Source organism: Desulfomicrobium orale DSM 12838, assembly GCF_001553625.1.
Classification (GTDB): Bacteria; Desulfobacterota; Desulfovibrionia; order Desulfovibrionales; family Desulfomicrobiaceae; genus Desulfomicrobium; species Desulfomicrobium orale.
In genome coordinates, this window is sequence record NZ_CP014230.1 from 341506 (window position 1) to 361401 (window position 19896).

The window sequence follows — 19896 nt, forward strand, 5'->3', positions numbered from 1 at the left end:
CTATTCCAGGGCCGCGGCCAGCAGGGCTCTGGTGTAGTCCTCGCCGGGCGCGGCGAAAATCCGCTCCGTTTCTCCCTGTTCCACCATCCGTCCGTCCCGCATGATGACCACCCGGTGGCACAGCTCCCGCACCAGAGAGAGGTCGTGCGTGATAAACATGTACGTCAGCCCGAAACGGCTTTGCAGCCCGCGCAGCAGTTCCACGATCTGAAACTGCACGGTCCGGTCCAGGGCCGAAGTGGGTTCATCCAGAATCACGAATCCGGGCCGCAGCACCAGCGCCCTGGCGATGGCGATGCGCTGACGCTGGCCGCCGGAAAACTCGTGCGGATAGCGGTGCATGGACTCCGGGTCGAGTTCCACGGCCTCCAGGATCCCGGCAATGCGCTTTTCCCGCTCCCGGCCCGCAGCCAGCCTGTGGGCGTCCAGCCCTTCGGCCACGATCCGCCCCACGGTCATGCGCGGGCTGAGACTCCCGTAAGGATCCTGAAACACGATCTGGAAATCCCGGCGCAAAGGCCGGATGCGCCGCTCCTTCATGGCCGAAAGACGGTGCGGCCCGAAAAAGACATCTCCCCGGCTGTGCACCAACCGCAGAAGAGCCAGACCCAGGGTGGTCTTGCCCGAACCGCTCTCACCCACCACGCCCAGGGATTCGCCCTGACGGATATCCAGGGACACGTCCCGCACGGCCCGGACATGACCTGCGGGCCGGCCCAGAAAGGTGCGGCCCACGGGAAAACTCACGTTCAGGTTCCGGACGGAAACCAGAACCGGCGCATCCCCGGCCACGGGCACGGGCCGTCTGCCGGACCGGGGCCGGAGCAGCTCCCTGGTATAGGGATGCTCCGGAGCGGAAAAAATTTTCTCCCGTGGCCCGCTCTCCACGATTTCGCCGCGCCGCATGACATATACCCGGCCGGCCATGTGCCGGACCACGCCCAGATCGTGGGAAATGAGCAGAATGGCCATGTTCAGACGGACCTGAAGACTTCTGAGCAAATCCAGAATCTGAGCCTGAGTGGTCACATCCAGAGCCGTGGTCGGCTCGTCGGCGATGAGCAGAGACGGATCGTTGGCCAGAGCCATGGCGATCATGACCCGCTGACGCTGGCCGCCAGAAAGCTGATGAGGAAAGCTGTCGAAACGCGACTCCGGATCCGGAATGCCCGCCAGACGCAGAAGCTCCAGCACCCGCTCCCGCACCGCGACGCCGGGGCGGTGCAGGGCCACGCTTTCGGCTATCTGTCTGCCCACGGGGTGCAGCGGGTTGAGAGAAGTCATGGGCTCCTGAAAAACCATGCCCACGCGGCCGCCGCGCACTTCGCGCAGGCCGGATTCCGGCAGGGTCCGCATGTCCCGGTCCTCGAACACGATCCGCCCGGAAATCCGGGCGCTGGCGGGCAGAAGCCTGAGGACGGACAGCGCGGTCACGGACTTGCCCGAACCGCTCTCGCCCACCAGCGCGCAGGTTTCGCCCCGGCGCACGCGCAGACTGACCCCGCGCACGGCGGGAATGCTCCGTCCGTCCACATGAAAATCCACGTTCAGATTCTCGACGGACAAAATCGGCCGGTCTTCCGGCGGCACGGATTCACGCCCTGGGGTCAAAGGCATCCCGCACTCCTTCTCCGATAAAGACCAGCAGGGTCAGCAAAAGGCTCAGGGTCACAAAGGCGGAAATGCCCAGCCAAGGCGCCTGGAGATTGTTCTTTCCCTGAGCCAGAAGCTCCCCCAGAGAGGGTGAACCCGGCGGCAGGCCGAAGCCCAGAAAATCCAGGGAGGTCAGGGTGGTGATGGCTCCGCTGACGATGAACGGCATGAAAGTGATGGTGGCGATCATGGCGTTAGGCAGGATGTGCCGGAACATGACCACTCTGTCGGAAAGCCCGAGAGCCTTGGCCGCGCGCACATACTCCAGATTGCGGCCGCGCAGGAATTCGGCCCGGACGACGTCCACCAGGCTCATCCACGAGAAAAGCAGGGTCACGGCCAGAAGCCACCAGAAGCCGGGGGCGACCAGCGAAGCCAGAATGATCAGGATGAACAGGGCGGGCATGCCGGACCAGATTTCCAGAAAGCGCTGACCGGCCAGATCGATCAGGCCGCCGTAATATCCCTGGAACGCGCCCACGGCGATGCCTATGGCGGAGCCGCACGAGGCCAGGATGAGGCCGAACAGGATGGACAGCCGCACGCCGTAGATGATGCGGGCCAGCACATCGCGGCCCTGGTCGTCGGTGCCCAGCCAGTTCCGGGCCGAAGGCGGAGCCGGAGCGGGTACGGGCAGATCATAATTGATGGTGGCGTGGCTGTAAGGCACGGGGGGCCAGAGCATCCAGCCATCGGCGCGGATCAGGTCCCGGATGTGCGGGTCGCGGTAATCGGCCTCGGTTTCAAAATCGCCGCCGAAGACGGTTTCCGGATAAGTCCTGAATACCGGAGCATAGAACTGTCCCTGAAAACGCACCAAAAGCGGCCGGTCGTTGGCCACCAGTTCCGCGCACATGCTGACGGCGAAAATGGTCAGAAAAGCCAGAAGAGACCAGAAGGCCCGCCTGTTGGCCCGGAAAGCCCGCAGACGGCGGCGGGTGACGGGATTCACGCGGCTCCGCCCCGCCCGCTGAAATCGATGCGCGGGTCTACCAGCAAGTAGGTCAGGTCGGACACGATCTTGGTCAGCAGGCCGATCAGGGTGAAGATGTACAGGCTGCCGAACATGACCGGATAGTCCCGGTTGATGGTCGCCTCGAAGCCCAGAAGCCCCAGTCCGTCCAGGGAAAAGATGACCTCGATGAGCAGGGAGCCGGTGAAGAACATGGAGATGAAAGCCGCCGGAAACCCGGCGATGATGAGCAGCATGGCGTTGCGGAAAACGTGGCCGTAGAGCACGCGGCCCTCGGACAGCCCCTTGGCCCGGGCCGTCATGACATACTGCTTGCCGATTTCATCCAGAAAGGAATTCTTGGTCAGCATGGTCAGGGTGGCGAAGCCGCCGATGACCATGGCCGAGACAGGCAGGGCCAGATGCCAGAAATAATCCGCGATCCTGCCCCACAGGGAAAGGTTCTCCCAGCCGGGGGAGGTCAGGCCGCGCAGGGGAAACCAGCTCAGGTAGCTGCCCCCTGCAAAAAGCACCACCAGCAGGATAGCGAAGAGAAATACCGGGATGGCGTTGCCCACGATCATGGCCGTGCTGGTCCAGACATCGAAGCGCGAGCCGTGGCGCACGGCCTTGGCGATGCCGAGCGGTATGGACAGGGCGTAGATGACAAGCGTGCTCCAAAGCCCCAGCGACAGGGATACGGGAATTTTCTCGGCGATGAGGGCCACAACGCTCTTGCTGCGGAAAAAGCTCTGACCCAGATCGAATGCGGCGTAATCCCGGAGCATGTGCACGTAGCGCTCCCACACGGGGCGGTCGAAGCCGTACATTTTCTCGATGCGTTTCACCAGAGCCGGGTCCAGCCCCCGCGCACCCCGGTAATCTGACGGATCAGAGGTTTCCCCGCCAGAGCCGCCGATCCGCGCCGTGGCCTCCACGTCCAGGCCCTGGAGCCGGGCCATCATCTGCTCCACGGGTCCGCCGGGAGCGGCCTGCACGATGAAGAAATTGAGTGTCAGAATGCCCCACAGGGTCGGCAGGACAAGGGCCAGCCTCCGCAGGATGTAGGCGCGCATCACTTGGCTTCCAGACCGCGCCGCCGGGCCGCCAGCTCGCGGTCCTTATCCGGGTCCACCCACCAGGAATAAAAATCCAGGACATAGTCGGGACGCCTTTCCGCCGGCTGTCCGAATCTGTCCCAGAAGGCCACGCGCCATGCTCCCGCATGCCACTGGGGAATGACGTACCATCCCCACAGAAGCGCCCGGTCCAGAGCCTTGCAGCGAGTGATCAGGGCCGCCCGGTCCGGGGCCGCAATGACCATGTCCACCAGCCTGTCGATGGCCGGGTTCTCGATGCCGCAGTAGTTGCGCGAGCCCGGAGTCCGGGCCGAGGAAGAATGCCAGAAGGAACGTTGCTCGTTGCCCGGAGAAAGCGACTGCGGAAAGCTGCCCACGATCATGTCGAAGTCGAATCGGTTCAGCCGCTCCAGATACTGGGAAACATCCACCATGCGCACGTTCATGGTTACGCCCAGCCGGGCCAGGCTGCGCCTCAGCGGCAGGACGACGCGTTCAAAGTCCGGCTGCACCAGAAGCATCTCGAATTCGAAAGGCCGGCCATCCTTCATCAGACGCCCGCCCTGCACGGTCCATCCAGCCTCGTGCAGCAGACCCGCGGCCACACGCAGGTTCTCCCGGTTGTTGCCCGATCCGTCGGTATCCGGCAGCCGGAATTCCCGCTCGCGCACGGCCTCGGGCAAATCCAGGCCGTCCAGCAGGGCGCGTTCTTCGGGCGAAGGCAGGCCGCCCGAAGCCATCTCGGAATTGGAAAAAAAACTCGTGGAGCGGGTATAGAGGGAGTGAAACAGATTCCTGTTGGTCCACTCGAAGTCGAAAGCGTAATTAAAGGCCTCGCGCACCCGCGCGTCGGCGAAGAATGGACGGCGGGTATTGAATACGAAGGCCTGCATGCCCTGGGAAAGCTTGTGCGGTATGGTTTCGGTGCGGATCAGTCCGGCCCGAAGGGCCGGGCCCGCATAGCCCGTGGACCACTGTTTAGCGCTGTATTCCTGGCGGAAGTCGTAGGCTCCGGCCTTGAAGGCCTCCAGAGTCACGCTCAGATCACGGTAATAGTCGTAGGAAACAGTGTCGAAATTGTAGCGTCCCCGGTTCACGGGCAGATCGCGGCCCCAGTAACCGGGGTCACGTTCGTAGGTCACGCGCTGACCGGGCCTGAAGTCCTTGATGCGGTACGGTCCGCTGCCGAGGGGAATGTCGAGGGTGGATTCGGCGAAGTCCCGATCCTTCCAGAAGGCTTCGGGCAGTACCGGCAGCTGTCCGAGAATGAGGGGCAGCTCCTTGCTGGCCTGGGGCTTGAAGAAAAAGGTCACGGAGAGAGGGCCGGATACCTCCACCCGGTCCACTTCGGCGTAATACTGGGCGTAGTGCGGATCGCCCTTTCCCACCAGGGCGTGGAACGTGAAGGCCACATCCGCCGCCCGCACCGGCGAGCCGTCGTGGAAGCGGGCCTCCTTGCGCAGGTGAAAGGTAATGGAAGAACGGTCCGGCGAAAGCTCCATGCTCTCGGCCAAGAGGCCGTATTCCGTGAAGGGCTCGTCCCCGGACTGCGTTGTGAGGGTGTCGAAGAGCAGCCCCACCCCGGCGGCGGGATGCCCCTTTACAATGTATGGATGAAAGCTGTCGAAGGAGCCGATGGCCGACAGCGTCACATGACCGCCCTTGGGCGCGTCGGGGCGGACGTAATCGAAATGCTCGAAGTCCCGGCCGTAACGGGGCTCCCCGTCCATGGCCAGGGCGTGCACGCCCGCCGCCGAGGCATTCTGGACGGCGCAGAGCAGAAGAAAAAGAGCCAGAAGGTGTTTCATCGGAACATCCCTTGCGGTCTTAAGTAGCCAAGCCGAAAATATCCGCGACACAAGGCGCATCCTGTCCCGAAAAACGGATACTCCGCCCCGGTTCAGGAGCCAGCCTTCTGTACCCGCCCCGCTTTTGAGCGTCAAACCCGCACGAGCCAAGCCTTGGAAGATTGCGAAAGATTCCCGCCCGTATTGACGCCGGAAGCCATCAAACCTATCGCATCCGAAGGCCGGATACGCGGCCGGATCATCATGCACGGAGGCGCGCAAAATCTTGAAAACCCAACCTCGCGTCGAAAAAATCGGCGGGACCTCCATGTCCCGGTTTCCGGAGATCATCGACAATATCATTCTCCGCAACCCTGACGACGTATACGGCCGGATTTATGTCGTTTCGGCCTACGGCGGCATCACCAACGAGCTGCTGGAACACAAGAAGACCGGACAGCCCGGCATCTATCAGCTCTTCCGGGAGCAGCAGAATTACCCACGGAAAATGCTGGATCTGCGGGACAGGCTGTTTCAGTTGAACGAGGCGCTGGTTCCGGCCGGGCTCGATCTGGACGAGGCCAACGATTTCATCGGCGATCACATCGATCTGGCCATCAACGTGCTGCGCAGCATGGATAACGTGCTGGCCTCGGGCTACGTGTCGCACAAAGCCCTGCTGCTGGCGGCCCGCGAACTGCTCGCCTCTCTGGGAGAAATGCACAGCGCCTTCAATTCGGCCAACATCCTGCAAAACCGGGGCTACGACGCCACCTTTGTCGACCTGAGCGGCTGGGAGGACAGCCGGCAGCTGACCATCGACGAACGCATCAGAGACAGCTTCGAGCATATCGATCCGTTCTCCACCATCTGCTTCGCCACGGGCTACACCAAGGGTACCGAAGGCATCATGCGCGAATTCGACCGCGGCTACTCCGAAGTCACTTTCTCCAAGGTGGCCGTGCTCATGGGAGCCAGCGAGGCCGTCATCCACAAGGAGTACCATCTGTGCTCTGGGGACCCGGTACTCATCGGCGAAAACAGAAGCCACCCGGTCTGCAACACCAATTTCGACGTGGCCGACCAGCTGGCCGATGTGGGCATGGAGGCTATCCATCCCAAGGCATCCAAGCCGCTCGAAATCCACAATATCCCCATCCGGATCAAAAATGCCTTCGACCCGGGCCACAGCGGCACTCTGATCACCAAGGATTTCATCGCGCCACAGTCCATGGTGGAGATCGTCACGGGTTCGGACAAGGTGGTCTGTCTGGAAATCCACGACACGCGCATGGTCGGCGAGGTGGGCTTTGACCTGCGCATTCTGCAGGTTCTGGCCGCGCATCAGGTTTCCTACATCAGCAAGGCGACCAACGCCAACACCATCGGCATGATCCTGAATGAGCGGGACTGCACTCCGGAGCTCGTGGCCGACCTGGAAGAGCGTTTCGAACACATCAGCACCCGGCCCGTGGCCATTGTCTGCGCCATTGGTTCCAATATCGGGCAGCCGGGTATTCTGGCCAAGGCGGCCGGAGCACTGGCCAAGAACGGCATCAACATCCTGTCCGTGTCCCAGACCGCGCGCCAGACCAACATGCAGTTCGTGGTGGAGCGGAAAAATTTCGCCCAGGCCCAGATCGCCCTGCACGCGACCCTGTGCATGCCTCAGAACCCGGAATTTCCGGCTAGAACTTGAAGAATTGAAAAGAAAAATGCTTCCGGACATCAAGAGCCTGCCCGGAAGCATGGTAGATGAGTGTTCACCGGCCCTAAATAATGAACCGCCCCACCAGTTCCTGAAGCCTTTTCGCCAGTTGCTCCAGTTCCCGGGCACTGTCCTGCACATGCTGACTGTTGGAAGTCATCTCGTCCGAGGCATTGCGGACCAGTTCTATATCCTTACTGATGGACGTGATCTGGCCGGAGCTTTTCGCCACGTTACTGTCCAGCTCCGTAATACCGGAAGACGACTGCCCCACACTCTCGGCGATTTCGCGGGTGGTGGCGGACTGTTCTTCCACGGCGGCAATAGTGCTGACAATGTCGTTCATATCGCCAATCACAGCGCTGACCTGGTTGATTTCGCTGACGGTCTTTCCCGTGACTGCCTGGATTCCCAGCACCCGCTGCCGGATGTCTTCCGTGGCTTTAGAGTCTGTCCATAAATAATATTGCCAGCCCTGTAGCCCCGGCCGCGTTTGCCTTTTCTCACTTCTCCAAAATTGTCTCACCGCATTCCAGGCAGGCATCAAAAGGCTCCCGCAACTGCCAATCAAGACAGAATAGGCCGACAGGTATTGCCCCGGCAAAAAGCCCCCGAATTTACTCGTTGCACCGCAAGATTTCATCACATTTTCATCCTGCGAATGCGATGTCCGAATCCTCTCGGCAGGAGATTTTCTCTTCTTTATTTTCCCGCCATCATTTTTACGAGATAATAGATAATCTGAACATCCCTGTCCGTCAGTTTCTGCGATATTTCGGCGATAATTTTCAGAAGCTCTTCACGCTCCCGCTCGTGTCCGGCGTCCACAATATCGCTCAATTGTACTCCCAAAGCTTCTGCGACACGGTTCAGATTCCTGAAGGAAATATTTCCGGCACCGCGCTCCACTTCTCCCAGATACTTGCTGCTGATTCCGGCCCGCTCCGCGAGGCGCTCCAATGACAGGGAACGGCCTTGCCGCAATGATCTGATATGCTTGCCCAGCCTTTTACTTGTGTCACACATATTTTTCATCGGGCCGGTCCCAAACCGGGAGCCGGTCTGCCCGATAAGGAGCTATGGGGTAAATATGGTTATTCAAATAGAGCGGGGACACCGCCAGTCCGCCAAAATGAAAATAGAAAGTATAGGAGGTTTTGTATTCTAGATAATAACATATAAGTGTTTACATATCGGCATTAACAACATATAAGTTCTAAATCTTTCCAAAAAACCATATATTCGTGCAAAAGGAGGAAACGGAAATGAAAAAAGGGTTTCTGATTGGAGTGGTTTCGGCATTTTCGTTGGTCGTTCTTTGGTCTTCTGCGATCGCGGCGGAGAGCGGTATTTATGTCGGCGCACATGTGGGCGGAGCGGTTGAATCCTTCTCCGACCGCAGTATTGAGGGCAAGGCTAACGGCTATACCGATAAGTGGTCCCAAAAAAGAGAATCGGCAGGTGTATTCGGCGCAGGAGCGGTCCTGGGTTATGACTTTGATCCTCTGCTCAGTGTGCCGGTACGTCTCGAACTTGACTTTACAGCTCGCTCCAAGGGTAACGCCGAATCTTCCGCGTCATGGAGCGAGGATGTCGACTGGCTTGATAGGCATCTCGACGAAAAATATGGACCTGACTACGATGCTTGGAAGTCTGCCAACAAGGGCTGGATTGACGATGGTTTAGCCTGGACAGGCGATGGAGATTTGAGACTTCACTCCAAAAAGAAAGACAGGATTGACCTCAAAACTCTCATGCTCAATTCTTGGTTCGATATTCCAACCGGCACCAGCCTCACTCCATACCTTGGAGGGGGCATTGGGATCGCCTTTGTCAATTACAAGCCCAGTTACAGCATTTCGTCCGGGACGGAAACGCTGTCCTGGTCAGAGTCCGAGACAAAGAAAAATTTTGTCTGGAGTCTTGGCGGCGGACTCGCCTACGATTTTCTGGACAACTGGACGGCGGATCTCGGCTACCGCTTCGTCAATGCTGGCAGGGTGGAAGTGAATGATGATGTGCCTGTTTCCCTTTACGGACTCGATATCGGAGAAATCAAAGGAAAAAGTAAGACAAAAGTGCAGGTGCATGATATTTCGCTCGGCATCAGATATACATTCTAGATGCCTTTGAACGAAGATGGCGGCGGCTGACATAAACGACTGCCGCCTATTATTTTGTTTGATGCGCAGAAGAGGAATTCAAAAAGATGAAACAAATTATCAGCTTGATTCTGGTACTTTTTACGGGTGGCTGTTTTAATCTCGCCACGGCGCCGTCTCAAATCTCCGGTGCATATGTCTCAGACGTGAAATACAATCACTATTCCTGTGACGAACTGGCGGTGGAACTATCCTCTCTTGCCCGGCGGGAAAACCAGCTGGTGACTGCTCAGGAACAAAGGCGCTCATCGAGCCAGATGCAGGCCTTCTGGCTGGGGTATGGTCATGGCGACACGGGATCGAAGCTTCGGAACAGGCCAATGTGCGAGGAGAACAAGAAGCCGTACGCCGGGCCATGGAGAAAAAACAATGCGGAAACAAGCATTCAGTACGTCGGGCGGGCGGATATTCTGGGCCGCAGCCCGGGCATGTACAGCGAGATCTCGAAACCATAGAAGAATGGCACAAACGCGGTCTGCTTTCGGATCGGGAAGCATTGCAACTCAAAATGGAGGCGTTGAAAAAATATTGACTGCCACAGACGCGCAGATTCCTTTTTACGGATCAGACTGCGTCCCCTGTCGGACATGCCGCTCCCTCCAGAGATTATGTCCAGAGTTGCGGGACGCCGTTTTCCAGGTACGGATTGAAATATCCGAACTTGAGCCAGGGGCAGGCTCTACCCAGGCGTTTCATAAAATTTCCAAGTCCCATGCAGGCTTCCGCGGAAGTCTCCATCAGGTTCAGATAGAGTTCCGGATCCAGACTCAGATTGCGCATTTGAATGTAGTCTGGACGGGTGGACGAGATCAGTTCCGTCAAAGCTTCCAGTTCGCCCTCCGTGTCGTTCAAGCCGGGAAAAAAAAGATAATTGAGAGACACGAACAGTCCGCTTTGCTTGGCCGTGGCAATGGACTCGCGCACGTCGGTAAAGGTGTATCCTTGGGGCCGGTAATAGCGGTTGTAACAGGTCTCGCTGGCGCTGTTCAGGCTGACCCTGATGGAGTCCAGGCCAGCCCGGGCCAGGTCGGGAAGAACTTCCGGCCGGCTCGCATTGGTGTTGATATTCACCGTGCCCCGGCCACCGCCGTTGCGGAAAAGTTCAATGGCTTCAGCGATGAGCCCCGCTTCGGTCAATGGCTCTCCCTCGCAGCCCTGCCCGAAGGAAAGGACCGGATTTTTGGCCCGCCGCGCGTGCAGAGTCATGATTTCGGCAATTTCACCGGCCGTGGGTGTGAAGCCGATTCTGTTCTGAGATGCGGGAAAGCCGGAACTCTCAGGCTGCAGGGAAATGCAGCCGAAGCAGCGGGCGTTGCAGGTTCTGGCCGTGGGCAGGGGTGCTTCATACCGGCCCAGAGCCAGATTTTTGGCCGCCGGACAGCAGAAGGTCAGAGCGCAGCGGGCCAGATGCTGGATGAGCCGGTTCTGCGGATAGCGCTTTAGCAGATCGTGCGCACCGCGTTCAATGCGTTCCGGCGGAACATGAGCAAAGACCTGGCGGCGATCCTTGTCCACGCGGGTGGCGGCCACCCAGAAGCGGCCATCGGCAAATCCTACGGCTCCATAAGCGAAAAGAGGCAGTTTGGGCGCACCCTCTTCTGCCACGTATGCCGCTGTGGCGGACAAGGTGTAGGCCGGACAGACAAAAGCTGCCACGGCCTGCTCTCCCGGAGCCTCCGCCACGCCTGTTGCTGGATTGAGACCCAGCGCGCGCCGCCGGGGGAGCAGATACAGATCACTGCCCTCGGGTAGAGGGATGAGTTCATCCGGCCGGGGCAAAGCCAGCTCCCGGCCCCGCCGGACCAGCATCAGCAGTTCGGGGTCGTCGTAAATATTGCCGTTTTCATCGGCGAACACCATGACCGGGCTGACTTTTCGGGCGGCCACACGCACCTCCATAAAAAAACAAGGCAGAGGTGTAAAAACACCCCTGCCTTGGCAGAGACAATTCCCCGTGGGGATTAACGCTTGGAGTACTGGAAGCGGGCACGGGCGGCGCGCTGGCCGTACTTCTTCCTTTCCTTGATGCGGGAATCCCGGGTCAGGAAACCGGCACGTTTCAGTACGCCGCGCAACTCCGGATCGAATTCCAGCAGGGCTCGGCTGATGCCGTGCCGTACAGCCTGAGCCTGACCGGACAGACCACCGCCAGTAACACGACAGGCGATGTTGAATTTCTCCAGAGTCTTGGTCAGCTTGAGGGGCTGGCGGATAATCATCTGCAGGGTGGCCCGGGGAAAGTAGCTGGCCAGCTCCCGCCCGTTGATGGTGATGCTTCCGGTGCCCTTGTACAGTCTGGTCCGGGATACGGATGTCTTTCTTTTCCCGGTGCCGTAAAAGAAATCTTGACTCATGGTCCTCTCCATCAGGGATTAGATGTCCAGCACTTCAGGCTGCTGCGCCTGGTGAGGATGTTCCGGGCCGGCATAGACCTTCAGCTTGGTGATGAGCTGGTATCCCAAGGCACTTTTGGGCAGCATGCCCCGCACAGCCTTGGTGATGGCCTGTCCGGGCTTTTTGGCCATCAGTTCCGCCAGGGTGGTTTCCTTGAGGCCGCCGATATGACCTGTGTGCCGGTAGTAGACTTTCCGCGAGAGCTTCTGTCCCGTGACCTTGATCTTGTCCGCATTGATGACGATGACGAAATCCCCGTTATCCATGTGCGGAGCAAATTCCGCCTTATGCTTTCCCCGGAGGCGCAGGGCGATTTCCGAGGCGAGCCGGCCCAGGACCTTGTCCTTGGCGTCCACGACGTACCATTTACGGGTCAGTTCGCTTGCTTTGGGACTATATGTTTTCATTTTCCATGGCTCCTGCCTGATAATCCCGCACGAAAGCGGGCATTTTTTCATCCTGAAATCAATGATGCGGTACATTGTACTTTATCATTGAACCGCTATGGTGTAACGAAATGCGTTGTGGGATAAGGAATGTGACTGGTATCCTTCCCGCCGGTCCTTGTAAAGCTTTTTTCTCCTGCGGCGGGAACGGAAGTTCCCCCCGACGCCGGGAGGTTCATGGAGGATATGTGACCAGCATACGCAAGAGTCTGTTGCAGCTCGTTTTTTCCGGCAGTTTCATGAAACGGTGGAACGACAAGATGCGCCCCATGGAGCTGGTGGAAGTGGACAAGCAGGCGCACAAGATGATCGTGGCCTGGCTGCTGTACGAGCTCAATTCCAGGAATCTGGCCCAGGAAGAAAAATCCCGTCTGGGCGAGGACATCGTGCGCGGCGGCATTTTCGACTACCTCTACCGTCTGGTCATCACGGACATCAAGCCGCCCATTTTTTACCAGATCAAGGCCAATCCGGCGCATCACCAGCAGTTGACCGAATGGGTGCTGCGGGAGCTCCGGCCGCGCGTGCAGCCGTTGGGGCGCGGATTCTGGGAAAACATGGAGGCGCATTTCGCCGCCCAGGTGCGCGGTGCGGGGACGCTGGCCTCGCACATTCTGGACGCGGCACATCTGTTCGCCAGCCGCTGGGAATTCCATCTCATTCGGGATCTGAACCCCTGGGACGAGGAGATGACCGAAATCGAAAAGACTTTCCGGAACGGTCTGGAAAATCACCTCGACCTGCAGGGCATCCGGGAGCTTCTCGACGGCGCGGGCTCGGGACTGGGAAAATTCGCCAACATGTGCGGGCAGCTCCGGTTTCAGAAACGCTGGTCCCAGACGCCGCGTATTCCCGAAACATCGGTCTTGGGGCACATGTTCATCGTGGCCTGCTTCGCCTACTTCTTCAGCATCGCCGTGAGCGCCTGCCCCGCGCGGCGACACAATAATTTCTACGCGGGGCTTTTCCATGACGTGCCGGAGCTTCTGACCCGGGACATCATTTCTCCGGTCAAGGTGTCGGTACAGGGCATAGGCGAACTCATCCGCGAGTATGAAGGCCGGGAACTGGACCGGCGTCTGTTCGCCATTCTGGCCGATCCTTCATACGCGGATCTGCTGGCGCGGCTGAAATATTTTCTGGGAGTCGATGTGGGCTCAGAGTTCGAATCGACCATCATTCAGGACGGCGCGGCCCGCATCGTCAGCTGGGAGCAACTCCAGGGACAGTACAACCAGGACCGCTTCTGCCCAAAGGACGGCCGGATGCTCAAAATCTGCGACCACCTGGCCGCATTTCTGGAAGCGTACACGGCCTTGGCAAACGGTATTGACAACGCCCATCTGCAACAGGCCCTGTGGCGCATCCGCAATATGTATCAGAACGAGGCCCTGACCGAGGACCTGCACATCGGAGCGCTGCTGGCGGATTTTGAATAGCGAGCCTTTCACAAGGAGACATCAGCCATGCTACTGCGGAAAAGAGTCTGGGATATCATGCGGGAAGAATATGCCTCCGTGGATGAGGACGCGAGTCTGGCCGAGGCCGTCCAGGCCATGCACGATCTCCGGGCCAGACAGCCCGATGCCAACTTCATTCTGGTATTTACCCGGGACGGACGTTTCCTCGGCATTCTGAGCATGTGGAATCTCATTCAGGGCATGGGGCCATGCCTGCTCAAGGAACCCGAGCCCGAAGATCGGGAAGTGGACTGGGACAAGGCCTTTGGAACGGCATGCCGGAGCTGCGCCCAGATACGAATCAGTGAATGGGTGCAGACCGATGTCCCGGTCCTCAAGGCCAACGATCCGCTGGCCAGAGGACTGGAGGTTCTGCTGGATTACCGCCGGGGCCGGGCCGTGGTGGAAGAAGGCGGGCGGATCATCGGCGTGGTCACCGTGGCCGATCTGTTCCGGGAGATCTCCAGGGCTCTGGCCTGAACACCGCCGGGAGCCGTTCGTTTTCCGGCGGCCGCTTTCGGGCGCCATCGACCTGAGCTGACACACAATAGCGGAGTCCGGTATGGAATATCTGGTTATCTGCCTAGGCTCAGGCCTCATTAATTGAGATGAAAATGAGGGAAGCGGCGAGGCACAGAGCTGAAAAGAAGGTATGCGCGCAGCGGTCATAACGCATGGCTATTCTCCGCCAGTCCTTGATCCTGCCAAACATGATCTCGATCTTGTGCCGCTGTTTATACAGATCTTTATCGTACGGGCAGGGTCTCTTCCGGCTCCTTCTGGGCGGGATGCAGGGCGTAATGCCTCTGGCGCGCAGGGCATCACGGAACCAGTCGGCGTCATAACCACGGTCCGCCAGCAGCTCCCTGGTCTCGGGCAAAGCATCTATGGCATCCATAAGCAAGGCGGCTCCCTTGTAGTCGCTTACCTGGCCTGCCGTGAGCGTCATGGCCAGAGGCCTGCCGTGGCCGTCGCAAAGGGCATGGAGTTTGGAGTTCAGGCCGCCCTTTGTGCGTCCGATGCAGCGGGAAAGAGCCCTTTTTTGAGCAAACTGGCGGCGGTACGATGCGCCTTGAGGTGGGTTGCATCGATCATCACTTGGCCATCCTGTCCCGCTGTTTTTGCCAATTCGGTAAAAATATTGTTGAAGACGCCCATCCGGCTCCAGCGCAAAAAACGATTGTACAGTGTCTTGTACGGGCCATACTCACGCGGCGCATCTTTCCACTGCAGGCCATGTTTGATGACATAAATGATGCCGCTGATGACTTTCCGGTCATCGACCCGCGGAATACCATGTGATCGTGGAAAGAAGGGCTTGATACGTTCGAGCTGTTCGGCAGAAAGGTAGAAAAGTTGGCTCATGGCGTCCTCCTTGAGCACAACTGACCAGATTTTCTGCTTTTTGGCAATTAATGAGGACTGAGCCTAAACCGGTGGGACACCTCATCGAAATTATTCCCACCTCGGATTTGTCCAATCTGAAGGTTGGCGACAGTATTTCCTTTAAAGTTCTGCATAATGGTAAAGCGCTTGACAAATTCAATCGCGGTGAAATTCCGTTCTGGCCGTATTTTTGCGCATTCGGAACCAATTTTGGCGGAGAAGAAGAAGGGTTTCATCTTTCTGGATACCTGAATAACGGTGAAGGCCGGTTGAAAATCCCAGCATCAGGTCAATGGGCGGATGCGTTCAGGAACGTTTCGCCTTTGAATCTCTGGCGTCTGCTGCGGCGCAGAAAAAACGCAAAAAAGCCCGCCTTGGCTGAACGCCAAAACGGACTTGATGGAAAATCGGCACGAAAGAAGCTCAGACAGATGAAAAAATCTGCTGCGCTCTGGAAAAATGGCGGGGCCGATGGGACTCGAACCCACGGCCTCCGGCGTGACAGGCCGGCGTTATAACCGACTTAACTACGACCCCGCTATGGTAAACCGAAATCTGCTGCGCTCTGAAAAAATGGCGGGGCCGATGGGACTCGAACCCACGGCCTCCGGCGTGACAGGCCGGCGTTATAACCGACTTAACTACGACCCCGCGAATACTTGAGCGATTGGTGGGCGGTACAGGGATCGAACCTGTGACCCTCGGCTTGTAAGGCCGATGCTCTCCCAGCTGAGCTAACCGCCCTCCCTGCCCGTCCTGATGGAAAGATGCTTCTACAGATGCGCAATCAGTCTGTCAAATATTTTTCCGAAGCCAAAGCGCCTTCAGACTTGTTTTCCTTCTCCCGCTTTGACTGCCTTCTGCGGGACAGACGTCAGGGTTTCCGGTTCTTCTCTTCCCACAGACGGGCAATCTCGTCCTCACCCAGAGGACGGGCATGTTTGATGGTCAGACTTCTTCCCCATTCACGGACAAAATCCTTCTGCAGATACATGTTGAGGGCCATGGTGATGAGCATGGCGATGAGGGCTCCCAGACTGGCCAGAGCCATATCCTTGTGCGCGTCCCACACGTCTCCCTGCGTGCCGAGATAGGCTGCGCCCAGTTCTCCCCCGAATATTTCGGCGGCCAGCCATTCGAAGAGCTCGTACAGCATGGATGTGGACATGGTGAAGTCGAGCGGCAGGAAGTAGCCCCAGAAACCTTCGGCTTCGGCCACGCGGAAATAGATTTCCCGGATGGGATAAACCAGAAGCAGCCCGTAGGAAAAATGCACGATCCGATCGAAGTTGTTTCGCTCCCAGCCCAGCATTTCATTCAGCGTGACGCCGAAGAGCGAGGAGAACCACTGGTCATAGGGCACCAGGGAATAGGTGTAGTGCGAGCCGATTTCATGAATGGACAGAAAAAGGAAGATGAGGGAGTAGGAAACGCGCGACAGGGGCATTTTCCGCGACGTGGCGAACAGGGTGCCGAGAAAGGCGACCACCAGAAAGTTTTCCAGTGCCCAGTCTTTCCTGTCATACGGAGCAATGGCCAGAAAAACGAACAAAATGAGAAAGATGAATGTCAGCACGTGGAAATACTGAACGTGCGGAAAATGACTGCGGTCTGGCATGTTCCGTCCTGAAGGCGAGTGGCCGGGTTGAATGTGTTTTTTGCGCCGGGCTCCAGCCCTCCGGGGTGGAGCCCGGCGCATGTTTTGTGGATTTACGCGGCATATTCCGGCCAATAAACCGTATTTGACGCCCCGTGCGGTAAAAAATATTTCTTGTCAAACCCGTAAAACTCTTCCGGCGGGAATATCTGCCCGCGGAGACGGCATGGCCAAAAATCACGATCCGCGCATGCATACGGCGGAACACATCCTGAATCAGACCATGGACCGCATGTTCGCCTGCGGCCGGTGCTTCTCCGCCCACGTGAACCCGGACAAGGGCAAATGCGACTACCATTTCGACCGCCCTTTGACCGATGACGAAGCCAGGGAGGTGGAACGCCGGGTCAACGACGTGCTCCGGGCGGACCTGCCTGTGTTCGCCGAAACCATGATCCGTTCCGAGGCCGAGGCATGTTTCGATCTGCGCCGCCTGCCCCCGGAATCGGGACCGGAGGTACGCATTGTGCGCGTGGGCGATTACGACGCCTGTCCGTGCAGTGGCGAACACGCCGAACGCACCGGCCAGCTGGGCCGGTTCCGCCTGACCAGTCACACCTTTGAAAACGGCGTACTCCGGGTGCGTTTCAAACTTGCCGCACTGGCCTGATGTTTCCGCCTCCGGGGACGCCATTCTCCCGTCCTGAACAAGGAAACCTCCATGCTTCATCCCTCCCTCCACGGCGGAGACATCCGCGCCGCGTCCCGAAAGCTTGGCTGCCGCCCCGAGGAAATTCTCGACTTCTCGGCCAGCATCAATCCTCTGGGGCCGCCCGCGTGGCTGCGTTCCGTGGTGGCCGCAAACCTCGCGGGCGTGGCTCATTATCCCGAACCCAGAGCCCGAAGTCTGCGCCGCGCGGCGGCCTGCCGTCTCGGTCTTGCGGAGCCGTGCGTCACGGCGGGCAACGGCTCCTCGGAAATCCTGTATGCCGTGGTCCGCGCGGCCCGGAACATGGGCCTGCGCCGCGCCGTGCTGCCCGCGCCCTGCTACGGAGACTACGCCCGCGCCTGCCGGGCCGCGGATATTGCGGTGGACATGCCCGTCCTGCGCCCGGAAACGGATTTTTCCCTGGACTGGGAGGATCTCGCGGCACGGCTCCATGAACAGGCTCTGGTCGTGCTGGGCCAGCCGTCCAACCCGGCGGGCGCGGTGCTGGATTCCGGACGAGCGGTCGAATGCGCCGCGCGGCATCCGGACAGTCTGTTCGTGGTGGACGAGGCCTTTGCCGATTTCGTGCCCGGCCTGTCTCGTCTGGCCTGCGCCGCACCCAATATCTTCGTCCTTCATTCCCTGACCAAATTTTACGCCGTGCCCGGCCTGAGACTGGGGCTGGGCTATGGCCGCGAAGACCTGATCGCCGCCGTGGACGCCCTTCTGCCGGACTGGACCGTGAATGCGCCAGCCCAGACCGTGGGCGAAGCCGCTCTGGCGGACGCGGATTACGCCAGGCGCACTGTGGAAGCCGTACCCGGCCTGCGGGAGAAACTGCGGGAAGACTTGCTGCGGCTGGGCCTTGCGGTTTTTCCGGGCCAGGCCAACTACCTGCTCTGCCGCAGCCGGGAGCCGGACGGCGCGGCATTGCGGGAGCGCCTGCTTGAACGGCGCATCCTGATCCGCTCCTGCGCCGACTATGCCGGGCTCGACGCCGGATATTTCCGGGTGGCGGTGCGTTCCGGAAACGAAAACGACCATCTGGTGGACGCCCTGTCCGACGTCCTGGGTGCACGCCGCATCCGCCAGGCGGCCGGACGCCGTACTCCGGCCCTCATGTTCCAGGGTCTATCCTCCAATGCGGGCAAGTCCGTGCTCACGGCCGCCCTGTGCCGCATTTTCCTGCAGGACGGACTCTCCGTGGCGCCGTTCAAGGCCCAGAACATGTCGCTCAATTCCTTCGTCACCCGCGACGGCGGGGAAATGGGCCGCGCCCAGGCGCTCCAGGCCCAGGCCTGCCGGATAGAACCCGACGTGCGCATGAACCCGGTCCTGCTGAAGCCCAATTCCGAAACCGGAGCGCAGGTCATCGTGCTCGGACGGCCCGTGGGCAACATGGATGTCATGAGCTACATCCGGGAAAAGCCGCGCATGTTCGAAACCATCAAGCGCGCCTACGACGAACTGGCGTCCACGGCCCGGATCATGGTGCTGGAGGGTGCGGGCAGTCCGGCCGAGGTCAATCTCAAATCCCACGACGTGGTCAACATGGCCATGGCCAGGTATGCGGACGCGCGGGTGCTGCTGGCCGGGGACATCGACCGGGGCGGCGTGTTCGCCTCCTTTGTGGGCACCATGGAAGTGATGGAGGAATGGGAACGGGCGCTGGTGGCGGGATTTGTCATCAACCGTTTCCGGGGCCGCCGGGAACTGCTGGAAGACGCCGTGGACTATGTGCACCGCTACACTGGCGTGGAAACCCTGGGAGTTGTGCCGTACCTGGCGGACCTAGGCCTGCCGGAGGAAGATTCCGTCAGCTTCAAGGAAACGCGGCCGCCGTCTTCCGGAGCGGCGCTGCGTATCGCGGCCGTGGACCTGCCCCATATCTCCAACTTCACGGATCTGGACGCCCTGCGTCTGGAGCCGGATGTGGATCTGCGCGTGATCCGCACGCCGGAAGAACTGGACGGGGCCGATGCCGTGATTCTGCCCGGATCGCGCAACGTGTTTGCGGATCTGGAATATCTGTGGAGTTCCGGCCTGGCCCCGCGCATTTTGTCCGCCCCGGTGATCATCGGTATCTGCGGCGGGCTGCAGATGCTCGGAAACGCCGTGACGGACCCGGGACAGGTGGAAAGCTCCGGGCAGACGGCCCGCCCGCTGGACCTGCTCCCGCTGTCCACGGAAATGGCCCCGGACAAAGTACTGCGCCAGACCCGCGCCGTGTTTCTGCCCACGGGCAGGGCAGTGCACGGATATGAAATCCACCACGGCAGAAGCGCGGGCCACGCCCGGCCGGTCATGACCTCGGAGGATGGAGAAACCATAGGCTGGGGCCGGGAGGACCTGTCCGTCTGGGGGACATACCTGCACGGCGTGTTCGACGACGACGCCTTCCGCCGGGAATTTCTGGACGGTCTGCGAAGCCGCAAGGGCCTCGCGCCCCTTGGAGCCGTGCAGGCCGTGTACGACGTGGAGGCAGCTTTGGACCGGCTGGCCGAAACAGTGCGCCGGAACCTGGACATGAAGCGCATCTATGAACTGCTGAAAATGTGATGCT

General features: G+C 59.5%; 18 protein-coding genes, 3 tRNA genes and 1 pseudogene. 8 read left to right on the plus strand and 14 right to left on the minus strand.

Annotated elements, in window-relative coordinates; translation table 11 throughout:
- Genes AXF15_RS01580 through AXF15_RS01595 form a run of 4 tightly spaced genes read right to left on the minus strand, consistent with a single transcriptional unit; the run spans position 1 to position 5492 of the window.
- On the minus strand, positions 1-1617 hold the full coding sequence (locus AXF15_RS01580; protein ID WP_066602400.1) for an ABC transporter ATP-binding protein: 1617 nt from the start codon (positions 1615-1617) through the stop codon (positions 1-3).
- Positions 1595-2605 (minus strand): ABC transporter permease, encoded by a 1011-nt coding sequence (locus AXF15_RS01585; RefSeq protein ID WP_066602403.1) that lies wholly within the window; start codon positions 2603-2605, stop codon positions 1595-1597. The genes AXF15_RS01580 and AXF15_RS01585 overlap by 23 nt, the downstream gene beginning before the upstream one ends.
- Positions 2602-3681, minus strand: coding sequence for a microcin C ABC transporter permease YejB (locus tag AXF15_RS01590; protein ID WP_066602406.1), 1080 nt, complete (start codon positions 3679-3681; stop codon positions 2602-2604). Before AXF15_RS01590 ends, AXF15_RS01585 begins: the two co-directional genes overlap by 4 nt.
- Complete coding sequence (locus tag AXF15_RS01595) at positions 3681-5492, minus strand: extracellular solute-binding protein (protein WP_066602407.1); 1812 nt, start codon at positions 5490-5492, stop codon at positions 3681-3683. The genes AXF15_RS01590 and AXF15_RS01595 overlap by 1 nt, the downstream gene beginning before the upstream one ends.
- A gap of 265 nt (positions 5493-5757) precedes the next feature.
- On the opposite strand from AXF15_RS01595, the gene AXF15_RS01600 reads away from it, so the two are divergent.
- Positions 5758-7170: an aspartate kinase gene (locus tag AXF15_RS01600; RefSeq protein ID WP_083517793.1), complete on the plus strand. Its 1413-nt coding sequence runs from the start codon at positions 5758-5760 to the stop codon at positions 7168-7170.
- Between the two features lie 73 nt (positions 7171-7243).
- Here AXF15_RS01600 and AXF15_RS01605 read toward each other — a convergent pair whose 3' ends face one another.
- Both AXF15_RS01605 and AXF15_RS01610 read right to left on the minus strand, forming a co-directional pair.
- The gene (locus AXF15_RS01605) at positions 7244-7597 is read right to left on the minus strand and encodes a methyl-accepting chemotaxis protein (RefSeq protein ID WP_066602408.1); all 354 of its coding nucleotides are present in this window, start codon (positions 7595-7597) and stop codon (positions 7244-7246) included.
- A 284-nt stretch (positions 7598-7881) separates the two neighbouring features.
- Positions 7882-8205: a helix-turn-helix domain-containing protein gene (locus AXF15_RS01610; RefSeq protein WP_169793564.1), complete on the minus strand. Its 324-nt coding sequence runs from the start codon at positions 8203-8205 to the stop codon at positions 7882-7884.
- Between the two features lie 239 nt (positions 8206-8444).
- Here AXF15_RS01610 and AXF15_RS01615 point away from each other — a divergent pair, with 239 nt between their 5' ends.
- Positions 8445-9302 (plus strand): outer membrane protein, encoded by an 858-nt coding sequence (locus tag AXF15_RS01615; RefSeq protein WP_066602417.1) that lies wholly within the window; start codon positions 8445-8447, stop codon positions 9300-9302.
- Positions 9303-9388: 86 nt separating this feature from the next.
- Positions 9389-9796 carry a hypothetical protein gene (locus AXF15_RS01620; protein ID WP_211258997.1) on the plus strand — a complete coding sequence of 136 codons (408 nt, stop codon included), beginning with the start codon at positions 9389-9391 and terminating at the stop codon, positions 9794-9796.
- Positions 9797-9947: 151 nt separating this feature from the next.
- Here AXF15_RS01620 and AXF15_RS01625 read toward each other — a convergent pair whose 3' ends face one another.
- From AXF15_RS01625 to rplM, 3 genes are all read right to left on the minus strand, one after another.
- Entirely contained in the window at positions 9948-11228 is a 1281-nt protein-coding gene (locus AXF15_RS01625; protein ID WP_066608549.1) for a radical SAM family protein, read from the minus strand.
- Between the two features lie 74 nt (positions 11229-11302).
- A complete protein-coding gene (gene rpsI / locus AXF15_RS01630) occupies positions 11303-11695 on the minus strand; it encodes a 30S ribosomal protein S9 (protein ID WP_066602419.1) in 393 nt (130 codons plus the stop codon).
- 18 nt (positions 11696-11713) lie between these two features.
- Entirely contained in the window at positions 11714-12142 is a 429-nt protein-coding gene (gene rplM, locus AXF15_RS01635; protein ID WP_066602420.1) for a 50S ribosomal protein L13, read from the minus strand.
- A 227-nt stretch (positions 12143-12369) separates the two neighbouring features.
- Between rplM and AXF15_RS01640 the strand changes: the two genes are divergently transcribed.
- Together AXF15_RS01640 and AXF15_RS01645 are read left to right on the plus strand one after the other, a co-directional pair.
- Positions 12370-13620 (plus strand): HD domain-containing protein, encoded by a 1251-nt coding sequence (locus tag AXF15_RS01640; protein WP_066602421.1) that lies wholly within the window; start codon positions 12370-12372, stop codon positions 13618-13620.
- A 27-nt stretch (positions 13621-13647) separates the two neighbouring features.
- A complete protein-coding gene (locus AXF15_RS01645; RefSeq protein WP_066602422.1) occupies positions 13648-14121 on the plus strand; it encodes a CBS domain-containing protein in 474 nt (157 codons plus the stop codon).
- A 109-nt stretch (positions 14122-14230) separates the two neighbouring features.
- On the opposite strand, the gene AXF15_RS13225 is transcribed toward AXF15_RS01645, so the two are convergent.
- A protein-coding gene (locus tag AXF15_RS13225) for an IS5 family transposase (RefSeq protein ID WP_236884797.1) occupies positions 14231-15006 on the minus strand; the annotation gives its coding sequence in 2 pieces (ribosomal slippage) (positions 14231-14673 and positions 14673-15006; 777 coding nt in all).
- Positions 15007-15056: 50 nt separating this feature from the next.
- Here AXF15_RS13225 and AXF15_RS14795 point away from each other — a divergent pair.
- A pseudogene (locus AXF15_RS14795) lies at positions 15057-15311 on the plus strand (DUF4198 domain-containing protein); the annotation flags it as partial.
- A gap of 176 nt (positions 15312-15487) precedes the next feature.
- On the opposite strand, the gene AXF15_RS01660 reads toward AXF15_RS14795, so the two are convergent.
- From AXF15_RS01660 to AXF15_RS01675, 4 genes are all read right to left on the minus strand, one after another.
- Positions 15488-15564, minus strand: a tRNA-Asp gene (locus AXF15_RS01660).
- A 37-nt stretch (positions 15565-15601) separates the two neighbouring features.
- Positions 15602-15678, minus strand: a tRNA-Asp gene (locus tag AXF15_RS01665).
- A 17-nt stretch (positions 15679-15695) separates the two neighbouring features.
- Positions 15696-15771: transfer RNA gene (locus AXF15_RS01670), tRNA-Val, on the minus strand.
- A gap of 130 nt (positions 15772-15901) precedes the next feature.
- Positions 15902-16645, minus strand: a complete 744-nt coding sequence (locus AXF15_RS01675; protein WP_066602444.1) for a DUF2238 domain-containing protein — start codon at positions 16643-16645, stop codon at positions 15902-15904.
- 205 nt (positions 16646-16850) lie between these two features.
- Here AXF15_RS01675 and AXF15_RS01680 point away from each other — a divergent pair, with 205 nt between their 5' ends.
- Together AXF15_RS01680 and AXF15_RS01685 are read left to right on the plus strand one after the other, a co-directional pair.
- Positions 16851-17294: an alanyl-tRNA editing protein gene (locus tag AXF15_RS01680; protein ID WP_066602447.1), complete on the plus strand. Its 444-nt coding sequence runs from the start codon at positions 16851-16853 to the stop codon at positions 17292-17294.
- A gap of 51 nt (positions 17295-17345) precedes the next feature.
- Positions 17346-19892, plus strand: a complete 2547-nt coding sequence (locus tag AXF15_RS01685) for a cobyric acid synthase (RefSeq protein ID WP_066602456.1) — start codon at positions 17346-17348, stop codon at positions 19890-19892.
- Positions 19893-19896 lie beyond the last annotated feature (4 nt).

Coding starts and splice junctions, on each gene's coding strand:
- AXF15_RS01580 (WP_066602400.1), bottom strand. CDS start 1,617: ATGCCTTTGACCCCAGGGCGTGAATCCGTGCCGCCGGAAGACCGGCCG.
- AXF15_RS01590 (WP_066602406.1), bottom strand. CDS start 3,681: ATGCGCGCCTACATCCTGCGGAGGCTGGCCCTTGTCCTGCCGACCCTG.
- AXF15_RS01595 (WP_066602407.1), bottom strand. CDS start 5,492: ATGAAACACCTTCTGGCTCTTTTTCTTCTGCTCTGCGCCGTCCAGAAT.
- AXF15_RS01610 (WP_169793564.1), bottom strand. CDS start 8,205: ATGTGTGACACAAGTAAAAGGCTGGGCAAGCATATCAGATCATTGCGG.
- AXF15_RS01615 (WP_066602417.1), top strand. CDS start 8,445: ATGAAAAAAGGGTTTCTGATTGGAGTGGTTTCGGCATTTTCGTTGGTC.
- AXF15_RS01620 (WP_211258997.1), top strand. CDS start 9,389: ATGAAACAAATTATCAGCTTGATTCTGGTACTTTTTACGGGTGGCTGT.
- rpsI (WP_066602419.1), bottom strand. CDS start 11,695: ATGAGTCAAGATTTCTTTTACGGCACCGGGAAAAGAAAGACATCCGTA.
- rplM (WP_066602420.1), bottom strand. CDS start 12,142: ATGAAAACATATAGTCCCAAAGCAAGCGAACTGACCCGTAAATGGTAC.
- AXF15_RS01645 (WP_066602422.1), top strand. CDS start 13,648: ATGCTACTGCGGAAAAGAGTCTGGGATATCATGCGGGAAGAATATGCC.
- AXF15_RS01675 (WP_066602444.1), bottom strand. CDS start 16,645: ATGCCAGACCGCAGTCATTTTCCGCACGTTCAGTATTTCCACGTGCTG.
- AXF15_RS01680 (WP_066602447.1), top strand. CDS start 16,851: ATGGCCAAAAATCACGATCCGCGCATGCATACGGCGGAACACATCCTG.
- AXF15_RS01685 (WP_066602456.1), top strand. CDS start 17,346: ATGCTTCATCCCTCCCTCCACGGCGGAGACATCCGCGCCGCGTCCCGA.